Source organism: Burkholderia crassaminum, assembly GCF_964265005.1.
GTDB lineage: Bacteria > Pseudomonadota > Gammaproteobacteria > Burkholderiales > Burkholderiaceae > Burkholderia.
This window is the reverse complement of record NZ_OZ183800.1, coordinates 3,075,728-3,092,325: the sequence shown is the minus strand read 5'-3', so window position 1 is coordinate 3,092,325 and position 16,598 is coordinate 3,075,728. Positions and strand designations below refer to the sequence as shown.

Sequence of the window (16,598 nt, the reverse complement as noted above, 5' to 3'; positions counted from 1 at the left end):
CGGTTGGCGGCCTACGCGATCCGCGGCCTGTCGGGTTGCACGCCGAAGCGTGCGCGATAGTCGCGCGGCGAAACGCCGACCTGCTTCGCGAACGCGCGCTGCAACGCGTCGACGCTGCCGAACCCTGACCGCTCGGCGATGCGTTCGAGCGGCCAGTCGGCCCGCTCGAGCAGCGCCTTCGCGCGCTCGACGCGTGCTGCCAGGACGAACTGCGCGGGCGATCGCCCGGTTTCCTTGAGGAAGTTGCGTGCAAACGTGCGTTCGCTCATGTGCATCCGTGCGGCCAGCGTGGCGACGCCGAGATCGCCGGTCGGATCGTCGGCGATCCCGGTGAGCAGCGTCCGCATGCGCGGCGTCGCGTTGGCCTGGATATCGAGCCCGACGCTGAACTGTGCCTGTCCGCCGGGACGGTGCACGAACAGCACGAGTTCGCGTGCGACCGCGAGCGCGGTCGGCGCACCGCAGTCCGCCTCGACGAGTGCAAGACACAGATCGATGCCGGCCGTCACGCCGGCCGACGTATGAAATGGCGGATCGCTCACGTAGATCGCGTCCGGTTCGATCCGCGCGTCGGGGCAGAGCGCCTGCAGCGTCGAACACTGGTTCCAGTGCGTGGTCGCGCGCTTGCCGTCCAGCCATCCGCCCGCGGCGAGCACGAACGCCCCCGTGCAGATGCTCGCGATTCGCCGCGTGTTGGCGATGCGTGCGCGCAGCCACGGCAGCACGCCGGCTTCCGACGCGGCGTGTCGCAGCGCCGCTTCATCGCCGCCGGCGACGACGATCGTGTCGATCCGTCCCGGCAGTGCCGCCAGCGCGGCCGTACCGGCAAGGCGCAGGCCCGCGTGCGTGACGATGTCGCCCCCGTGTTGCGACGCGAGCGTGAGCCGGTACGGCACCGCGTGGACGGGAAGGTGGCGGTTCGCGACCGCGAACACTTCCATCGGGCCCGTGATGTCGAGCGACTGGACGCCTTCGAAGCCGACGACAACGACGTCGCGTGCCGAACAGGTTGACTGGGACATGGCGGAAAGTGCGGTGGAGTTGTCCTTGTGACCGCGAGCATGATCCTTGTAATTTTCCGGACGTGCAATCGACTGATGCGGGTGAATGATGCGGGTACGGAAGACAGGCGGGGCAGTGCTGTTCGTGTGTGCGATGCTGGGCGCGTGTGTGGTGGGGCGGCCGGCACCGGCGATGGCGGAGGACGCACTGCCGGTCGCAGGCGCGCTGACGATCGGCGCGCCGAAGGCGGGCCGCGCGCGGCCGCTCGTGGCGATCGTCGCGGACAACGCTGGAACGGAGACGACCGATTTCATCGTTCCGTACGCGATTCTGAAGACGTCCGGTGTGGCCGATGTCGTCGCCGTGTCGGCCGACGCAGGCGAGGTCGAACTGATGCCCGCGCTGCGCATGCTGGCCGACACGACCTTCGACCGCTTCGACGCGACCGTTCCCGCCGGGGCGGATGTCGTGATCGTACCCGCGCTGCATCGCGCCGACCGGCCGGCGGTGCTGGCGTGGTTGCGCAAGCAGGCCATTGCCGGCGCGACGATGGTGGCGATCTGCGATGGCGCGGAAGTCCTCGCGAACGCAGGCCTGCTTCAGCATCGCACGGCGACGTCCCACTGGTATTCGCGCGACGGCCTGCGTCGCCGCTTTACCGGGACGACGTGGGTCGACGATCGCCGCTATGTGATGGACCGCGACGTCATGACGACGACCGGCGTGTCGGCGTCGATTCCCGCTTCGCTGGCATTGGTGAGTGCGCTGGCCGGGCCGGCAGCGGCGCGCGAGACTGCGCGGAGCATCGGCGCGCAGGCATGGGGCGACGTTCACGACGGTAGCCGGTTCGCGTTGACTGCGCGTTCGGTCGCGGTCGCGTTGACGAACCGCCTCGCGTTCTGGCGGCACGAGACGTTCGATCTTCCGGTCGAAGGCGGGTTTGACGAGCTTCCGGTTGCATTGACCGCCGACGCATGGGCGCGGACCTGGCGCAGTGACGTCGTCGCGACGGCAGACGCGCGCGTGATCGAGTCGAGGCACGGGCTGCGGCTGCTGGCGCAGCCGGCGAATGTCCGTCACGCGCGCGTGACGATGCCGGCCGGGCGGCGTGGCGAGTCGGTGCTGCCGGGTGTGCTCGGAGACATCGCGGCACGCTATGGCAACGCGACATCGGGCTGGGTCGCACTGCAACTGGAGTATCCGGAGTAGCGGGCGTCGTGCGCGCTTACTTCACCAACCCTGCGAGCTCGGGATCGGGATAGGGCAGGAGGTCTCGCGACTCGGTGGGCTCGGCCACCCATTTCTTCCCGTTCCAGTGAAAATCGGCCTGCGTTTCCGACCCGTGGCCGTTCGAGCGGATGGCCACGGTGCAGGCGGCCTGGCCCGGGTAAGTCGGGTTCTTGGCGCCGATGCAGGACCCGAGAAACACCATGACGTCGCCGAGGCCGAATCGCTCCTGCATCGCGTAGGTCGCGTCGAGGTCCGAGAGCCGGTCCGGTACCGGCGTCGCGTCACACGCAGCGACGCTCGCGGCAAGCAGCAGCACGGTGGCCCGGCTGGCCCGCCGCCGGTTGCACGGGCTGTCGGCAGAAGGTGCGTCAGCGTCGGCGCGCTTCCACGCGCGGGAATGTGACGGGCAGGGCATTGGGGTTTCGGGGGACGGACACGACGGCCATTGTGCCGGATTTCACCGGCACCCGGGCTTGCCCGATCGAAGCCTGATCGTGTGCCGCTTTCCTGGCGGTGAAGTCGCGGCGTGGGGATTCAGGATGCGCGACGGGAGTCGCGTTGAGCTCGATCCGGGTGAATCTGCACTGCTGACGTTCTCGACGCCACCGCCCGGCAGCGCATCGAAGCATCGAAGCATCGACGCTTCAGCTTCGCACGCGAACGCGGGGCGGTGCCGCATCACGCGGCGGTGCGCGGGTTCAGGCCGAGACCGGGGCCGTGCGCCGGGCGGACAGACGATTCCACAGCATGCCGGCCCGGCTGCCGCTTCCGCAGTACGCGAGCACCGGCTTTGGCAGTGTATCGATCAGCGCACCGAATGCATCGACTTCCGCATCGCCGATGCGGTCGCGCTCGACCGGCAGATAGCGCGCTTCGAGGCCCAGTTCGCGGGCCGCCGCGGCGATCTCGTCGAACGCCGGCTGGTCGACGCCTTCGCCGTCGGGACGGTTGCAGATCACCGAGCGGAAGCCGGCATTGCGGATCGCCTTCAGGTCGGCCGCCGTGATCTGCCGCGAAGCGGAAAACCCGCTCGCGGCCGTCGCGCGACACTGCTCGATCGCCTGGCGGAAACAGGCGATCGCGAACTCGACGTCCTGCTCCGTCGTAAAGCGGCCGAAGCTCACGCGCACGGTGCGGCCCGCCGTTTCCGCATCGAGGCCCATCGCGGTCAGCACGTGCGACGGTGCACCGCTGGCCGAGTTGCACGCGGAGGTCGACGACACGGCAAGCGCTTCGTCGAGCATGAACGGGAAGAAGCCAGGCGCATTGACCGTCAGGCTCAGCGTATGCGGGATGCGGCGCGCCGTGGCCGCGTTCTGCGTGACATCGCCGAGCGCGGCCAGCGCGCTCGTCAGGCGCGCGGCGAGTGCCGCGATCCGTGCGGCTTCGCCGTCGAGTTTTTCCGCGGCCAGTTCGCATGCCACGCCCATGCCGACGATCTGATGCGTCGCGAGCGTGCCCGAGCGCAGGCCGCGCTCGTGCCCGCCGCCGTGAATCTGAGGCGCGATCCGGGCCGCGATGTCGCGGCGGACGAACAGCGCGCCGATGCCCTTCGGGCCGTACACCTTGTGCGCGGACATCGACAGCATGTCGATGCCGAGCGCGCGCACGTCGATCGGCGTCTTGCCGAGCGCCTGCGCGGCGTCGACGTGGAGCAGCGCGCCTGCGGCATGCACGACGCGGGAGATGGCGCCGATGTCGGTCAGTGTGCCGAGCTCGTTGTTCACGAGCATCAGCGACACGAGGCCCGTATCGGGGCCGATGGCGGCAGCGACGGCGTCGGCGGTGATCTCGCCGTCGCGCGTGGGTGTCAGGAACGTGACCGACATGCCGTGCTTCGACAGGTTCGCCATCGTGTCGAGAATGGCCTTGTGCTCGATGCGGCTCGTGAGCAGGTGGCGCTGGTCGGTTGCGTTTTCCGCATAACCCTTCAGCGCGAGGTTGTTCGATTCGGTGGCCCCCGACGTCCAGACGATCTCGTCGGCATCCGCGCCGATCAGCGCGGCGACTTGCGCGCGTGCCTGCTCGACCTTGTCTTTCGCCAGCCGGCCGGCGGCGTGCGAGCTCGATGCGGGATTGCCGAAGATGCCGTCGAAGCCGAGGCAGGCCGTCATCGCTTCGATCACGCGGGGATCGGCGGGCGTCGTGGCCGCGTAGTCGAGGTAGTGCAGCGTGGTGGGTTGGCTCATGTCCGTCTCTTGCTCTGTTCTTTCAGAATGGGAGAAATGATACGGGGGGCAGGAGGGAAAAAGGATCCAAAGTTGGTCGCTGATACCGCTTTATATGGAATAACGTTTTCTTCATATGTGGAATGGGGGAAATTGTTTCCATGCGAGTCCGGCAGGGCGCAGCCGCCCACGAACGCGGGGCCAGGCCCGCTGCGGATGCAGCGCGGGGGCGGGAATCGCCCCTGTCTATGAGGGAATCCCCCCGAGCAACGTGCGTGAACGCCACTTCAACGCCGCGGCCGTTCGCGCCGCGCCTGCGCGCCGCCCCTTCCCGGCACCGCCCCCGATTATTTGCGTTTCGCGAATGACGCGTTCGCCGGTTGTTCCATACCCGACCGACGGTGTTCCACCTATCGTGGTGGCGTCGGCTGATTGAACTCAACGCGTCGCACCGGAACGGCGGCCGGCACTTCCTCGCGATTCGCGTCGCACACAAAAGACATCGGACCTGGCTCATGCGCAGGCGCTCCGGCGCGCGCAGGCGAACCTGTGTCCACGGAGACGGAAATGAAAGCAAACGAGTGGGATACCTCCTATGAGTGGAAGGCGGTCACGCTGCTGGCGCTCGGCTTCGGGCTGGTCGGCCTCGACCGCTGGCTGATCGCGCCGCTGTTCCCTTCGATCATGAAGGACCTCAACCTGACCGCGCAGGACGTCGGCAACTGCATCGGCGTGCTCGGCCTGTCGTGGGGCATCTTCGCGGCGCTGATGGGCGGCATCTCCGACAAGATCGGCCGCAGGAAGGTGCTGATTCCGGCCATCATCGCGTTCTCGCTGCTGTCGGGCTTCTCGGGGCTCGCGGGCGGGCTGCTCGGCCTGATCGCGATTCGCGGCCTGATGGGTGTCGCGGAGGGCTCGTTCTGCCCGACGAGCTTTGCCGCGACGGCCGACGCGTCGCATCCGCGGCGGCGCGGGCTGAACCTCGGCCTGCAGCAAAGCGGCTTCGCGCTGTTCGGGCTCGCGCTGTCGCCGATCATCGCGACGCAGCTGCTCGGTTTCGTGTCGTGGCGCTGGGTCTTTGCACTCGTGGCCGTTCCCGGCCTGATCCTCGGCGCGCTCATGTTCTTCGTCATCCGTGAGCCGAAGGTGACGAAGGCCGTCGCGTCGGAGCATGCTCCGGCGTCGCTCGGCCATGTGCTCAGGAGCCGCAACATCCTCGTGGCGATGGCCGCACTGTGCTGCGCGATGACGGGCGTATTCGTGCTCGGCGCACTGCTGCCGCTGTACCTGACCGATTACCTGGCGCTCGGCACGCAGAAGATGGGCCTCGTCGTGTCGGCGATCGGCTTCGGCGGCTTTCTCGGGCAGTTCGGGTTGCCGGGCCTGTCCGACCTGGTCGGGCGCCGCCTCGCAAGCATCGTCGGCTTCACGGGGACGGCCGTGATGCTCTATCTTTTCCGCGGCCTCGGCCCGCAGCCGTTCGCGCTGTTCGGGGTCCTGTTCGTCGCGTCGTTCTTCACGCTCGGCCTGGTGTCGCTGCTGTCCGGCCCGGTGGCGACGGAGGCCGCGCCCGTCGGGCTCGTGTCGACGTCGATCGGCGTGGTGGTCGGCGTCGGCGAGATCTTCGGCGGCGGCATCGCGCCGGCGATGGGCGGCTACGTCGCTGCACACTTTGGCATCCAGAACATTCTGTGGCTGCCGATGGGCGCGGTCGTGCTGGGCATCCTGGTCAGCCTGCTGCTGAAGGAAACCGCGCCGGCCGTGCTGCAGCGTCGCGTGGCCGTGCAACCGGAACTGGCGGCCGGCGAGCAATCACGGTAAGGCCTGCGCGGGCAGGGCGGCGCAGGCGGCGCGCGGTGCGATCGGCGATTGACATCGATTGGATGACACAGTGACGCCTTCCGCATGACACAGCCCGACATTCGCACGGGTAGACTGCCGGTTTCGCTGTCGAAAAAGGGCGCGGCATGGACCGGTTTCTGAGCATCGAGGCATTCGTCAGGGTGGCGGAGGCGAGCAGCTTCGCCGAGGCGGCGCGGCAGCTCGGCGTGACCAGCTCGGTCGTGACGAACCGCATCCAGCAGCTCGAGAAGTTCGTCAACGCGCCGCTGTTCCATCGCAGCACCCGCCACGTGCGCCTGTCGGAAGTGGGCGAGGCGTTTTATCGCGAGTGCGCGGAGGTGGTGGGGCGCGTCAACGAGTTGACGGACCAGATGCGCGAGCTTCGCGCCACGCCCACCGGGCGGCTGCGCATCCAGATGCTGCCCGGTTTCGCGCTCGATCACTTCGGCGCGCCGCTGATGGAATTCAACCGGCGCTACCCGGGCATCCAGCTCGACGTGATCGTCAATGACCGTGTCGTGGACCCTGTCGAGGAAGGGTTCGACATCGCGTTCCAGATCTTTCCGCCGATCTCCGAGTCGCTGATCGAACGGCGGCTGTTCACCGTCAGGCGCCTCTTCTGCGCGTCGCCCGCCTACCTCGACGCGCATGGTGCGCCACAACATCCGCGCGACCTGCTGCAGCATACGACCGCGCTGTATTCGGGCTATCCGTCGCGCAACCGCTGGACGATGACGCGCGGCGACGAGGTCGTCGAAATGGAGCTGCCGGGAATGATCCGCTCGAACTCCGTGCACCTGCTGCGTGAGTACGCGCTGACCGGTGGCGGCGTCGTTTGCCTGCCCACGCTCGTGGCGAGCGACGCGCTAGTCGCGGGCCGCCTGGTCCCGATCCTGACCGACTATCAGCTCGCGCCGCTGAGTTTTGCCGCCGTTTATCCCGCAACGCAGCGACAGGCGCTGAAGGTGAAGGCGCTGGTCGAATTCCTCGCGGACTATATCGGCGACGAATCCCCGTGGGATGTTCCCCTTCTGGCGCGCGGCTGGGTGCGTTGAACCGCGCGGATTATTCGCGAAACGCAAATGCCGTAATCGCCGTCCGTTGCCTTGTTGCTGCTGTTCGTTGCCCCTAGAGTTGAATCCAACAAGCAGTTCAACTCAGGAGACAGCAATGACCGACACGGCATTCCACACCGTCTTTGGCTCGCTCGACAGTTACCGGAAGGGCGAGATCGAAATCACCAGCGGCAGCGCGCAGCACTACGCGTTCTCGAACGTGTTCGAGGTCGCATCGAAGTCGGCCCCTTATGAAAAGGTCGTCGCCGGCAAGAATCTCGAATACGTGATCGAAGTGCTGAGGACCGACGGCCAGTCGCCGTGGTTCGCCTGCGCACACGACGAGTTCGTGATCCAGATGGATGGCGAAGTCCGGATCGAATTCATCAAGCTCGATACGCCGCCGAAATCGGGGCGCGGCACCGTGAGCGCCGGCGCTCAGCCGGCAGGCCGAAAGATGGGGTACGTCGTGCTGTGCAAGGGCCATCAGGCGCTGCTGCCGGCCGGCAGTGCCTACCGCTTCACCGCGAGCCAGCCGGGCGTCGCGCTCGTGCAGACCGTCCTTGGCGAGCTGTCCGTGGAGAAGTGGGCCGAGATCTGCCTGCACTGATTCGACCGACCTCATTCGACACTTCCAGGAGACACGTTATGGCCACCCTCGACACCCTCGACCTTTCCACGGGCTTTGCCGCCGATCTGGTGCGATCGACCGACGCCGATGCCGTCACCGGCTACCGCCGCTTCCAGCTCGGCGAATTCGAATTCCAGCGCGATGAATATTTCGTGAAGATCAGCTGGCCCGCGAAAGGCCAGATGCGCACGCATGCGATGCCGGCGGACGCGTTCTTGCGCGCGATGATGCGCGACGTCGCATGGGGCTTCTTCTACGGCTGGGTGAATTTCGACCACGTGTTCGGCACGCGCAATCACTACGGCAAGGTCGACATGTATGCAGGCACCTTCAACGGCATCCTGAAGGACGCCGGGGTCGACTACACCGAGACCTTTGAAACGCCCACGATCATGGCGACCTTCAAGGCGATGCTGCACGACTGGACGAACGAAGGCTTCGATCCGTTCGCGGCGCCGCAGGAAACGGGCACGGCGTTCGGGCGCAAGCACGGCGAGAACGGCGCGGCGATCGAGCGCACGCGCATCGCCACGCGCCGCATGCCGGGCCTCGAAGGCGACTCGCCGCTGCGCAACGAGCTGCCGGTCAACCGCGCGTTCCTCGACGTCGCGCAGGACGAACCGGAAGTGCATGTCGAGCCGGGTTTCGAAGGCGAACTGCACGCGTTCAACCTGTTCAAGTACCTGTCGCGCTCGGACGTGACGTGGAATCCGTCGGTCACGTCGGTGTGCGGGCGCAGCCTGTTCTGCCCGACCACCGAGGAATTCATCCTGCCGGTGTTCCATGGCAATGACCGCGTCGAATGGTTCCTGCAACTGTCCGACGAAATCGTGTGGGACATCGGCGACAAGAACACCGGCGCACCGCGCGCACGCGTCACGATGCGCGCCGGCGATATCTGCGCGATGCCCGCCGACATCCGGCATCAGGGTTATTCCACGAAGCGGTCGATGCTGCTCGTCTGGGAAAACGCGACGCCGGACCTGCCGCAACGCTACGAGAGCGGCGAGCTCGCGCCGTATCCGATCGCGTTCTGAGCGGCGCGTCAGCGACTGCTTCAGCTTCAGCCCTACACCGAGGACGATTCATGCAAACCCAACTCTTCATCGACGGGCGCTTCGTTGACGCCGTCGACCGCGGCACGATCGACGTGCTGAACCCGCACGACGGCTCCGTCATCACGAAGATCGCGGCAGCCACCGCGGCGGATGTCGATCTCGCCGTCGAAGCCGCTACGCGTGCATTCCCCAAATGGTCGGCCCTGCCGGCCGCCGAGCGCGGCCGGTTGCTGCTGCGCCTCGCCGACGCGATCGAGGCCAACACGGAGGAGCTGGCGCAGCTCGAGTCGCTGGACACCGGCCACCCGATCCGCGATTCGCGTGCGCTCGACGTGCCGCGCACGGCCGCCTGCTTCCGCTACTTCGGCGGCATGGCCGACAAGCTGCAAGGCTCGGTGATTCCCGTCGAAACCGGCTTCCTGAACTACGTGCAGCGCGCGCCGATCGGCGTCGTCGGCCAGATCGTGCCGTGGAATTTTCCGCTGATGTTCACGAGCTGGAAGATGGGCCCGGCGCTCGCCGCCGGCAACACCGTGGTGCTCAAGCCGTCGGAAATCACGCCGCTGTCGACGTTGCGCATCGTCGAACTGATGGCCGAGGTCGGGTTCCCCGCCGGTGTCGTCAATATCGTCCCCGGCTACGGGCATACGGCCGGCCAGCGGCTCGCGGAACATCCGGGCGTCGGCAAGATCGCGTTCACGGGGTCGACGGCCACCGGCCGCCGGATCGTCGAGGCGTCGCAGGGCAACCTGAAGCGCGTGCAGCTCGAACTGGGCGGCAAGGGCGCCAACATCGTGTTCGACGATGCCGACCTCGACGCGGCCATCAACGGCGCCGCATGGGCGATCTTCCACAACCAGGGGCAGGCGTGCATCGCCGGCTCGCGTCTCGTGCTGCACGAGCGCATCGCGGATGCGTTCCTCGAGCGATTCGTCGCGCTCGCGTCGTCGATCCGCATCGGCAACCCGCTCGACGCCGATACCGAGATGGGGCCGCTGACCTCGAAGCAGCACCTCGAGCGCGTGCTGTCGTTCGTCGATGTCGCGCGCGAGCAGGGCGGCCGTGTTCTGACGGGCGGCAGCGCGCCGCAGGATCCGGCGCTCGCGAACGGCTATTACGTGCGCCCGACGGTCATCGAGGCGAAGAGCGCGGCCGATCGCGTCGCGCAGGAGGAAGTGTTCGGCCCGTTCGTCACGGTGCTGCGCTTCGGCAGCGACGACGAAGCGCTGGCCATTGCCAACGCAACGGAATACGGGCTGGGCAGCGGCCTCTGGACGAAGGATCTCTCGCGTGCACACCGGATGGCATCGAAGATCGACGCGGGCATGTGCTGGATCAACTGCTACAAGCGCGTCAATCCGGGCAGCCCGTTCGGTGGCGTCGGCAAGTCGGGCTACGGCCGCGAGATGGGCTTCGAGGCCATGCACGACTACACCGAAGCGCGGTCGGTGTGGGTCAACGTCGACGGCAACGTGCCGCCGCATTTCAAGCGCTGAGGTTTTCCATGGATCGCTTCGTCTATCAGGGCACCCCTTCCCGTGTGGTGTTCGAATGGGGCGCACTCGCCAGGCTGCCGGACGAGTTGTCGACGCTCGGCGCCCGCCGCGCGCTCATCCTGTGCACGCCCGAGCAGCGGCCGCTCGCCGAGCGCGTGGCGGCGATCCTGGGCGAGCGTGCGGCCGGCATCTGTGCGCAGGCGGTCATGCACGTGCCGGTCGAGGTCGCGCATGCGGCTCGCGAGATGGCCGGCGAGCTGGACGCGGACTGCTGCGTCGCGATCGGCGGCGGCTCGACGATCGGGCTGGGCAAGGCCATTGCGCTCGAGTCGGTGTTGCCGATCCTGGCCGTGCCGACGACGTACGCCGGCTCGGAGATGACACCGATCTTCGGGCTCACGGAAGGCCGGCTGAAGCGCACCGGGCGCGACGCGCGTGTGCTGCCGCGTACGGTGCTCTACGATCCGTCGCTGACGGTGTCGCTGCCGCCGGACATTTCGGCGGCCTCGGGTATCAATGCAATGGCGCATGCGGTCGAGGCGCTCTACGCGGAAGACGCGAACCCGGTGATCAGCCTGATGGCGGAAGAATCGATCCGCGCACTCGGTGAAGCGCTGCCCGTGATCGTGCGCGATCCGGAGCACCGTGCGATGCGCAGCCGCGCGCTGTACGGCGCGTGGCTCGCCGGAACTTGCCTGGGCGCGGTCGGCATGGCGCTGCACCACAAGCTGTGCCACACGCTCGGCGGCACCTTCAACCTGCCGCACGCGCAGACGCATGCGGCGATGCTGCCGCACACCGCGCACTACAACCATGCCGCCGCGCCCGATGCGCTGCGCCGCGTGGCGCGCGCATTGGGCGGGAACGATGCAGCCGAAGCCGGCCCGCTGCTGTTCGCGCTGAACGCGCGGCTCGGCATCGCGCCGGCGCTCGCCGAAATCGGGATGCCGGAGAGCGGTCTCGACGAAGCGGCCGACCTCGCCTGTCGCAACCCGTATGCGAATCCGCGGCCGATCGAACGCACGGCGATTCGCACGCTGCTTCAGCACGCATGGGAAGGGCGCGCGCCGCAATGAGCGGCTCGACGCGTCAATGGAGACAGACATGAGCCATGACCACCATGACGGTGATGCCTGGTTGACCGGGCAGATTGCCGCTGGCTTCGAGGGTATGCCGGGCTCGGGCCTGAACACGAGCCTGAGCCCGAGCCTGAGCCCGAGCCTGAGCCCGAGCCCGAGCCCGAGCCCGAGCCCGAGCCCGAGTGCGAGTGCGAGTGCGAGTGCGAGTGTGAGTGTGAGCGTGCGGATGCGGCGCCTCGAACCGCATTTTCACGCGTTCGCCCTAGACCGGAGCTGACCGCCATGGCGCGATTTTTCGCGGTGTTTGCGACGGACCAGCCGGGCATGCGCGACGTGCGCGACCGCGTGCGGCCGATTCATCGAACCTATCTGCGTTCGGTAGACCAGCACGGTGTGGTCGTGCGGCTCGGCGGCCCGACGCTGGACCCGCACGGCGACGCGATGAATGGAACGCTGCTCGTCGTGGAGGCGGACGACATTCATGCCGTGATGCAGTTCGTCGGCAACGATCCGTACGTGAAGGAAGGGTTGTTTTCGCACGTGGAAGTGCGGCCGTGGGACTGGAGTCTCGGCAACCCCGAGCAGAGGGTGTGAGACATGGAAGCACGACAACTCTGCCGCTTTTCCGATGTGCCCGACGGCGGCGCGCGGGTCGTCGACGAGGCCTGCATCGGACGTCCGGTGATCGTCGTGAGACGCGGCGAGCAGGTGTGGGCCTATGTGAATCGGTGCCCGCACTTCTCGGTGCCGCTTGATTTCGTGCCGGGCAGCGTGTCCTGTTACCGGTCGCAGGTATTGATGTGTGCCCATCACAGCGCGCTGTTCCGGTTCGACGATGGCGTGTGTATCGATGGGCCTTGCTCGGGATCGGCGCTGGAGGCCGTGACTGTCGAGGTGGATGCCGCTGCGTGGGTCATCTGTCGCGGCGCTTGATTCGAGCGATTCGATCATTACGAGCGGGGCCGGTTGATGCGGCGATCGTCGAATTTATCAATCAGTAAAACTAATCGTGTTTCGGGCGCCGCTGCATCAGCCTGAATGAAGGTGATTTCTTGTGAAGTACCAAGCGAGCACCCGCCACGTAGCGGGTGGCGGCCTCGCATTTTCATAAAAAAGACGGAGACGGAATGAAACTCAGGTTTGGAGCAGTGGTGATGCTTGCCGTGGCGCAGGGCGCATGGGCGCAGAGCAGCGTGACGATGTTCGGTCTGATCGACGCCGGCGTCTCTTATGTCAGCAACGAGGGCGGCGGCAAGAACGTCAAGTTCGACGACGGCATCTTCGCGCCCAATCTCTTCGGCTTGCGCGGGACGGAAGACCTCGGCGGCGGGTATCGCGCGACGTTCGCGCTCGTGAACCAGTTCTCGATGGCGAACGGCAGTATCGTCGGGACGGGGATATTCGGACGCAACGCGTATGTGGGCCTCGAAAGCAACCGGTTCGGCAGCATCACGCTGGGCAATCAGTACGACTTCATGGTCGATTCGCTCTTTTCAAAGGGCAATGCAATCTCGCGGGATATCTCGGGGCTGTACGGCTTTCGCAATGGCCCGTTCCAGCGTCTCGCGCTTCCCGGTAATCCGACCGGCGCGTTCGATTGGGATCGCACGGCAGGCAGCAAGCCGATCGCGAATTCCGTCAAGTACAGTTCGCCGACGGTCGCGGGGTTTTCCGGTGGCGTGATGTATGCGTTCGGCGGAGTGGCGGGCTCGGTCGGCGCGGACAACGCGGTCAGCGCCGGGGTGAACTACGAGATGGGGCCGTTCGGTGTCGGTGCGGCCTACACGAACGAGAAGTACGGTCCCGCGCCTGGCGTGCCGTCCACCAGCGTGCGCAACTGGGGTGTCGGGATGCACTACGACTTCGGTGTCGTGACCGCGAGTGCGCTGGTGACCACCGTGCACAACGCGTTCAACGATGCCGGCGTGTGGATGGCGGAAACCGGCGGGTTGTGGCACATCAGGCCGGATGTCGTGCTGGGTGCGAAGTACATGTACATGAAGGGCAACGAAGCGGTGAACGACAACCACGCGCATCAGGTCAGTGTTGCGCTGCAGTACCTGTTTTCGAAGCGGACGATGGTTTATGTGTCGGCCGATTATCAGCGCGCGAACCGCGGCGCGAATGCGCAGGTCAACGGCGTGCTGGATCCGAACGGGGCGTCGAGTTCAGCGAGCCAGACGGTGGCGCGGGTGGGGTTGCATACGGTGTTTTGACGAGGTGGCGGGCGGATCCGATGTCAAGATCAGCCCGCCAATGGGCTAGCTCGCCGCTGCGGCTGCTTCTTTGGCCTTGTCCTGTTCCGCCGCCAGTGCCGCATCTGCCGCCTGCGCGCGCTGGATCGCCGGGCGCGCAAGCACGCGATCGATATAGGCGCGAATGCGCGGCGTCTCGGGCACCAGCTTGAACATCGTGGTCCAGTTCAGCGCCGAGCCCCACAGCACATCCACTGCGGTAAAGCGCTCGCCCAGCAGGTAAGGCCCCTTGGCCAGTTGCGCATCGATTGCGTTGACGACGGTATCGAAGTCGCCGTAGGGCGATGTCGAGTAGGCCGCGGGCGGGCGATTCATCGATCGGTCGACGATGGCCGGCTCGAGGCACGAGCCATAGAACGTCATCCAGCTCAGATAGGGGCCGCGAAGTGAATCGCCCGGCGCCGGCGACAGGCCGGCTTCCGGATACAGCTCCGCCGCATACATGTAGACGGCCGCCTGCTCGGTGACGATCACGTCGCCGTGACGCAACGCTGGAACCTTGCCCAGCGGATTGATGCGCAGATATTCGGCTTCGTGGTGTTTTCCGGTGGAGAGATCGAACGCGTGGAGTTCATAGTCGGCGCCCAGTTCCTCGAGCAGCATCCGCGCGCCGGCCGAGCGGCTGCGCGGCGAGTGGAACAGGGTCAGGTGACGGTCTTGCGGCATGATGGGCTCCGGTGGGTGCGGTCGTGGGCAGGGATTCAAATGTAGGACGGTTGCGCACGCTCGTCTTGGAAAAATCCGCTGTGGCGGTGCATCATCGCGCCATCACCTCAACGGTTTCCGACCATGGCCGACCTGCGTAACGTGACCGACACGCCCAAAGGCGTGGTCGGCCCGAAAGCGATCAATCAGCGCTTCCGCCTCAATCGCTATCACCCGCGTGCCGAACTGGCCGGTGTGCTGGATCACCACTGGATCGTCGAATGGGATCTGCGCGACCAGCCGCCTTTTGTGCAGCGCACACTGCCGTATCCGTGCGTGAACGTGGTGTTCGATCGGCGGCAGACGGGGATCTTCGGTGTGGTGTCGGGCGCGTTCGAGACGACGCTCGCCGGCGCCGGCAGGGTGATCGGTTTGCGGTTCCGGCCGGGCGCGTTTCGGGCGTTTTTCGGCAAACCGGTGCATTTGATGACCGACAAGGTGCTACCGGTGTCGACGCTGCTCGACTGCGCCGATGCGCAAGCCGAAGAGGCCGTGCTCGGCGCCGGGGATGATGCCGGAATGGTGGCGGCGGCCGAGGCGCTGCTGTTGCGGGTGCTGCCGCCGGCCGATCCGCAGGTCGAGCGTATTCATCGTATTTTGCAGATGCTGCAGCAGGACATCGGGCTCACGCAGGTGCGGGACCTGGCCGAGCGAGCGGGGTTGAGCGAACGCACGTTGCAGCAGCTCTTTTCCAACCATGTCGGGGTGACACCCAAATGGGTGATCTGTCGTTATCGCCTGCACGAGGCCGCGGACAAGCTCGCGGGCGGCGAGGCGGTCGATCTCGCGGCGCTGGCTCAGGCGTTGGGGTATTTCGATCAGGCGCACTTCACGCGCGACTTTCGGAAGCTGGTGGGGAAGGCACCGGCGGAGTATCGGCGGGAGGACGGGCAGGGGTGAGTTTGCGGATTCTTGGCGGGCGCTGCTGCTCGCTTCCTGTCGGTCGTTGTCGCCCGGGCAACACGGTAGTGTGCCCATTGACCTGCAGCCGGGCCGACGATGAACTTATGATGGGCGCGCCGGCCATCGGTGAACTTCAAACGGTGGGTGCGTTGCCGATCATTCCACCCTATAGTGCTCGTCGTTGATCGATCTGCAAGCAAATCAGGAGTTCGTCGTGTTTCACCGGGAATCCAAATTGGGTCGTTCGAACTTTGCGTGCATCGTCGCCCTGACGATGATGCTGGCGCCAGTCGCGGCGCATGCAGGGGCGGAGGCTGTCGAAGGTACGACGCGCATCGCGTCGGCCGTCAATCACGACACGTCACCGGCACGACCGATTGTCGGCGACGACCCGGTTGCAATCCGGGATGCGCTGCAGAAGCTGCACATCAGTACCCTCTCGCCTTCGTTGCGCGACCGGGTTCGCGGCCTGGTTTCCAGCGCTGCCGACCGGCATGACACGAATCCCGACCTGGCGGCCGTCGATCTGGATCGTGACGTGACGTTCGTGGTGCCGGTGCGGTACGGGTTGAGGTACTCGTCACGGCGGCACCTGTTGACGCTGGACGTCGACCTGTTCGACGCAGAGCGCGACGACCGGGCGGGCATCCTGCTCAGAAAGGTCACGACGGGGCCACGCGGGCGCGGGCTCGTGATTGCACCTGAAGCGAAGGCGAAAGGGTATATCCAGCACGTCGACATCATCGAACTCGAGTCCGGGCAAGGCAAAAAGACCACGATCCGCAGCCGCATGCGGCTTTCGCCCGCCGAGCACGCCCGAGCGAATGGCGACTACGCACTCGTTTTTACCGGGCGCCTGGTACGGCCTTACCTGACCGAACAAACCGAGCATGCCGATCCGAGTATCGAGGAGCCGACGGACATTACGACGCGGACCTCCACGCTGCACATGGATATCCATGACATCTCGCTGGTGAGTCCGTCGAGCGGCATCGTGGTGTCGAAGAAGCTGCGGTTGTCGAAGTAGCGGGTTTCTCGTGGGGGGAGCGAGGGCACCCCGGCCCTCATGTAAGATGCGCACAGCTTCGCCCGGCCTTGAGAGGGGCCGGTTCTCGCGACACAACGGCAATCAGCCGCACAACAACAAGGAAGCCACGAGATATGCCGGGGATTC

At 66.4% G+C, this 16,598-nt stretch carries 17 protein-coding genes; 13 read left to right on the top strand and 4 right to left on the bottom strand.

What is annotated here, in order from left to right; all coding sequences use genetic code 11:
• Positions 1 to 11 precede the first annotated feature (11 nt).
• Entirely contained in the window at positions 12 to 1,022 is a 1,011-nt protein-coding gene (locus ACPTTF_RS30910) for a GlxA family transcriptional regulator (RefSeq protein ID WP_423369488.1), read from the bottom strand.
• Between the two features lie 88 nt (positions 1,023 to 1,110).
• Here ACPTTF_RS30910 and ACPTTF_RS30905 point away from each other — a divergent pair, with 88 nt between their 5' ends.
• Positions 1,111 to 2,211, top strand: a complete 1,101-nt coding sequence (locus tag ACPTTF_RS30905) for a DJ-1/PfpI family protein (protein WP_423369914.1) — start codon at positions 1,111 to 1,113, stop codon at positions 2,209 to 2,211.
• 16 nt (positions 2,212 to 2,227) lie between these two features.
• On the opposite strand, the gene ACPTTF_RS30900 is transcribed toward ACPTTF_RS30905, so the two are convergent.
• Both ACPTTF_RS30900 and ACPTTF_RS30895 read right to left on the bottom strand, forming a co-directional pair.
• Complete coding sequence (locus ACPTTF_RS30900; protein ID WP_423369487.1) at positions 2,228 to 2,548, bottom strand: hypothetical protein; 321 nt, start codon at positions 2,546 to 2,548, stop codon at positions 2,228 to 2,230.
• Between the two features lie 382 nt (positions 2,549 to 2,930).
• Positions 2,931 to 4,421, bottom strand: a complete 1,491-nt coding sequence (locus ACPTTF_RS30895; protein WP_423369486.1) for an aminotransferase class V-fold PLP-dependent enzyme — start codon at positions 4,419 to 4,421, stop codon at positions 2,931 to 2,933.
• A 546-nt stretch (positions 4,422 to 4,967) separates the two neighbouring features.
• Between ACPTTF_RS30895 and ACPTTF_RS30890 the strand changes: the two genes are divergently transcribed.
• From ACPTTF_RS30890 to ACPTTF_RS30845, 10 genes are all read left to right on the top strand, one after another.
• Positions 4,968 to 6,221, top strand: coding sequence for an MFS transporter (locus tag ACPTTF_RS30890; RefSeq protein WP_423369485.1), 1,254 nt, complete (start codon positions 4,968 to 4,970; stop codon positions 6,219 to 6,221).
• Positions 6,222 to 6,367: 146 nt separating this feature from the next.
• Positions 6,368 to 7,297 (top strand): LysR family transcriptional regulator, encoded by a 930-nt coding sequence (locus tag ACPTTF_RS30885; protein ID WP_166955063.1) that lies wholly within the window; start codon positions 6,368 to 6,370, stop codon positions 7,295 to 7,297.
• A gap of 115 nt (positions 7,298 to 7,412) precedes the next feature.
• The gene (locus ACPTTF_RS30880; protein WP_423369484.1) at positions 7,413 to 7,907 is read left to right on the top strand and encodes a hydroxyquinol 1,2-dioxygenase; all 495 of its coding nucleotides are present in this window, start codon (positions 7,413 to 7,415) and stop codon (positions 7,905 to 7,907) included.
• A gap of 38 nt (positions 7,908 to 7,945) precedes the next feature.
• The gene (locus ACPTTF_RS30875; RefSeq protein WP_423369483.1) at positions 7,946 to 8,965 is read left to right on the top strand and encodes a hydroxyquinol 1,2-dioxygenase; all 1,020 of its coding nucleotides are present in this window, start codon (positions 7,946 to 7,948) and stop codon (positions 8,963 to 8,965) included.
• A 50-nt stretch (positions 8,966 to 9,015) separates the two neighbouring features.
• Complete coding sequence (locus tag ACPTTF_RS30870) at positions 9,016 to 10,482, top strand: aldehyde dehydrogenase family protein (RefSeq protein WP_166955058.1); 1,467 nt, start codon at positions 9,016 to 9,018, stop codon at positions 10,480 to 10,482.
• Positions 10,483 to 10,490: 8 nt separating this feature from the next.
• A complete protein-coding gene (locus ACPTTF_RS30865; protein WP_423369482.1) occupies positions 10,491 to 11,558 on the top strand; it encodes a maleylacetate reductase in 1,068 nt (355 codons plus the stop codon).
• A gap of 28 nt (positions 11,559 to 11,586) precedes the next feature.
• Positions 11,587 to 11,838, top strand: coding sequence for a hypothetical protein (locus ACPTTF_RS30860; RefSeq protein ID WP_423391195.1), 252 nt, complete (start codon positions 11,587 to 11,589; stop codon positions 11,836 to 11,838).
• A 5-nt stretch (positions 11,839 to 11,843) separates the two neighbouring features.
• Positions 11,844 to 12,155: a YciI family protein gene (locus tag ACPTTF_RS30855; RefSeq protein WP_423369480.1), complete on the top strand. Its 312-nt coding sequence runs from the start codon at positions 11,844 to 11,846 to the stop codon at positions 12,153 to 12,155.
• A gap of 3 nt (positions 12,156 to 12,158) precedes the next feature.
• A complete protein-coding gene (locus tag ACPTTF_RS30850; RefSeq protein ID WP_423369479.1) occupies positions 12,159 to 12,494 on the top strand; it encodes a Rieske (2Fe-2S) protein in 336 nt (111 codons plus the stop codon).
• Between the two features lie 194 nt (positions 12,495 to 12,688).
• Positions 12,689 to 13,777, top strand: a complete 1,089-nt coding sequence (locus tag ACPTTF_RS30845; protein ID WP_423369478.1) for a porin — start codon at positions 12,689 to 12,691, stop codon at positions 13,775 to 13,777.
• 45 nt (positions 13,778 to 13,822) lie between these two features.
• Here the strand turns inward: ACPTTF_RS30845 and ACPTTF_RS30840 are convergent, their stop codons facing one another.
• Entirely contained in the window at positions 13,823 to 14,482 is a 660-nt protein-coding gene (locus tag ACPTTF_RS30840) for a glutathione S-transferase family protein (RefSeq protein WP_423369477.1), read from the bottom strand.
• A gap of 123 nt (positions 14,483 to 14,605) precedes the next feature.
• Between ACPTTF_RS30840 and ACPTTF_RS30835 the strand changes: the two genes are divergently transcribed.
• Positions 14,606 to 15,421, top strand: coding sequence for a DUF6597 domain-containing transcriptional factor (locus ACPTTF_RS30835; RefSeq protein WP_423369476.1), 816 nt, complete (start codon positions 14,606 to 14,608; stop codon positions 15,419 to 15,421).
• 217 nt (positions 15,422 to 15,638) lie between these two features.
• Complete coding sequence (locus tag ACPTTF_RS30830) at positions 15,639 to 16,451, top strand: hypothetical protein (RefSeq protein WP_423369913.1); 813 nt, start codon at positions 15,639 to 15,641, stop codon at positions 16,449 to 16,451.
• Positions 16,452 to 16,598: the final 147 nt, after the last annotated feature.

Excerpts from the sequence above, each read along its gene's own strand:
- ACPTTF_RS30910 (WP_423369488.1), bottom strand. The coding sequence starts at position 1,022 with ATGTCCCAGTCAACCTGTTCGGCACGCGACGTCGTTGTCGTCGGCTTC.
- ACPTTF_RS30905 (WP_423369914.1), top strand. The coding sequence starts at position 1,111 with ATGCGGGTACGGAAGACAGGCGGGGCAGTGCTGTTCGTGTGTGCGATG.
- ACPTTF_RS30895 (WP_423369486.1), bottom strand. The coding sequence starts at position 4,421 with ATGAGCCAACCCACCACGCTGCACTACCTCGACTACGCGGCCACGACG.
- ACPTTF_RS30890 (WP_423369485.1), top strand. The coding sequence starts at position 4,968 with ATGAAAGCAAACGAGTGGGATACCTCCTATGAGTGGAAGGCGGTCACG.
- ACPTTF_RS30885 (WP_166955063.1), top strand. The coding sequence starts at position 6,368 with ATGGACCGGTTTCTGAGCATCGAGGCATTCGTCAGGGTGGCGGAGGCG.
- ACPTTF_RS30880 (WP_423369484.1), top strand. The coding sequence starts at position 7,413 with ATGACCGACACGGCATTCCACACCGTCTTTGGCTCGCTCGACAGTTAC.
- ACPTTF_RS30875 (WP_423369483.1), top strand. The coding sequence starts at position 7,946 with ATGGCCACCCTCGACACCCTCGACCTTTCCACGGGCTTTGCCGCCGAT.
- ACPTTF_RS30870 (WP_166955058.1), top strand. The coding sequence starts at position 9,016 with ATGCAAACCCAACTCTTCATCGACGGGCGCTTCGTTGACGCCGTCGAC.
- ACPTTF_RS30865 (WP_423369482.1), top strand. The coding sequence starts at position 10,491 with ATGGATCGCTTCGTCTATCAGGGCACCCCTTCCCGTGTGGTGTTCGAA.
- ACPTTF_RS30860 (WP_423391195.1), top strand. The coding sequence starts at position 11,587 with ATGAGCCATGACCACCATGACGGTGATGCCTGGTTGACCGGGCAGATT.
- ACPTTF_RS30855 (WP_423369480.1), top strand. The coding sequence starts at position 11,844 with ATGGCGCGATTTTTCGCGGTGTTTGCGACGGACCAGCCGGGCATGCGC.
- ACPTTF_RS30850 (WP_423369479.1), top strand. The coding sequence starts at position 12,159 with ATGGAAGCACGACAACTCTGCCGCTTTTCCGATGTGCCCGACGGCGGC.
- ACPTTF_RS30845 (WP_423369478.1), top strand. The coding sequence starts at position 12,689 with ATGAAACTCAGGTTTGGAGCAGTGGTGATGCTTGCCGTGGCGCAGGGC.
- ACPTTF_RS30840 (WP_423369477.1), bottom strand. The coding sequence starts at position 14,482 with ATGCCGCAAGACCGTCACCTGACCCTGTTCCACTCGCCGCGCAGCCGC.
- ACPTTF_RS30835 (WP_423369476.1), top strand. The coding sequence starts at position 14,606 with ATGGCCGACCTGCGTAACGTGACCGACACGCCCAAAGGCGTGGTCGGC.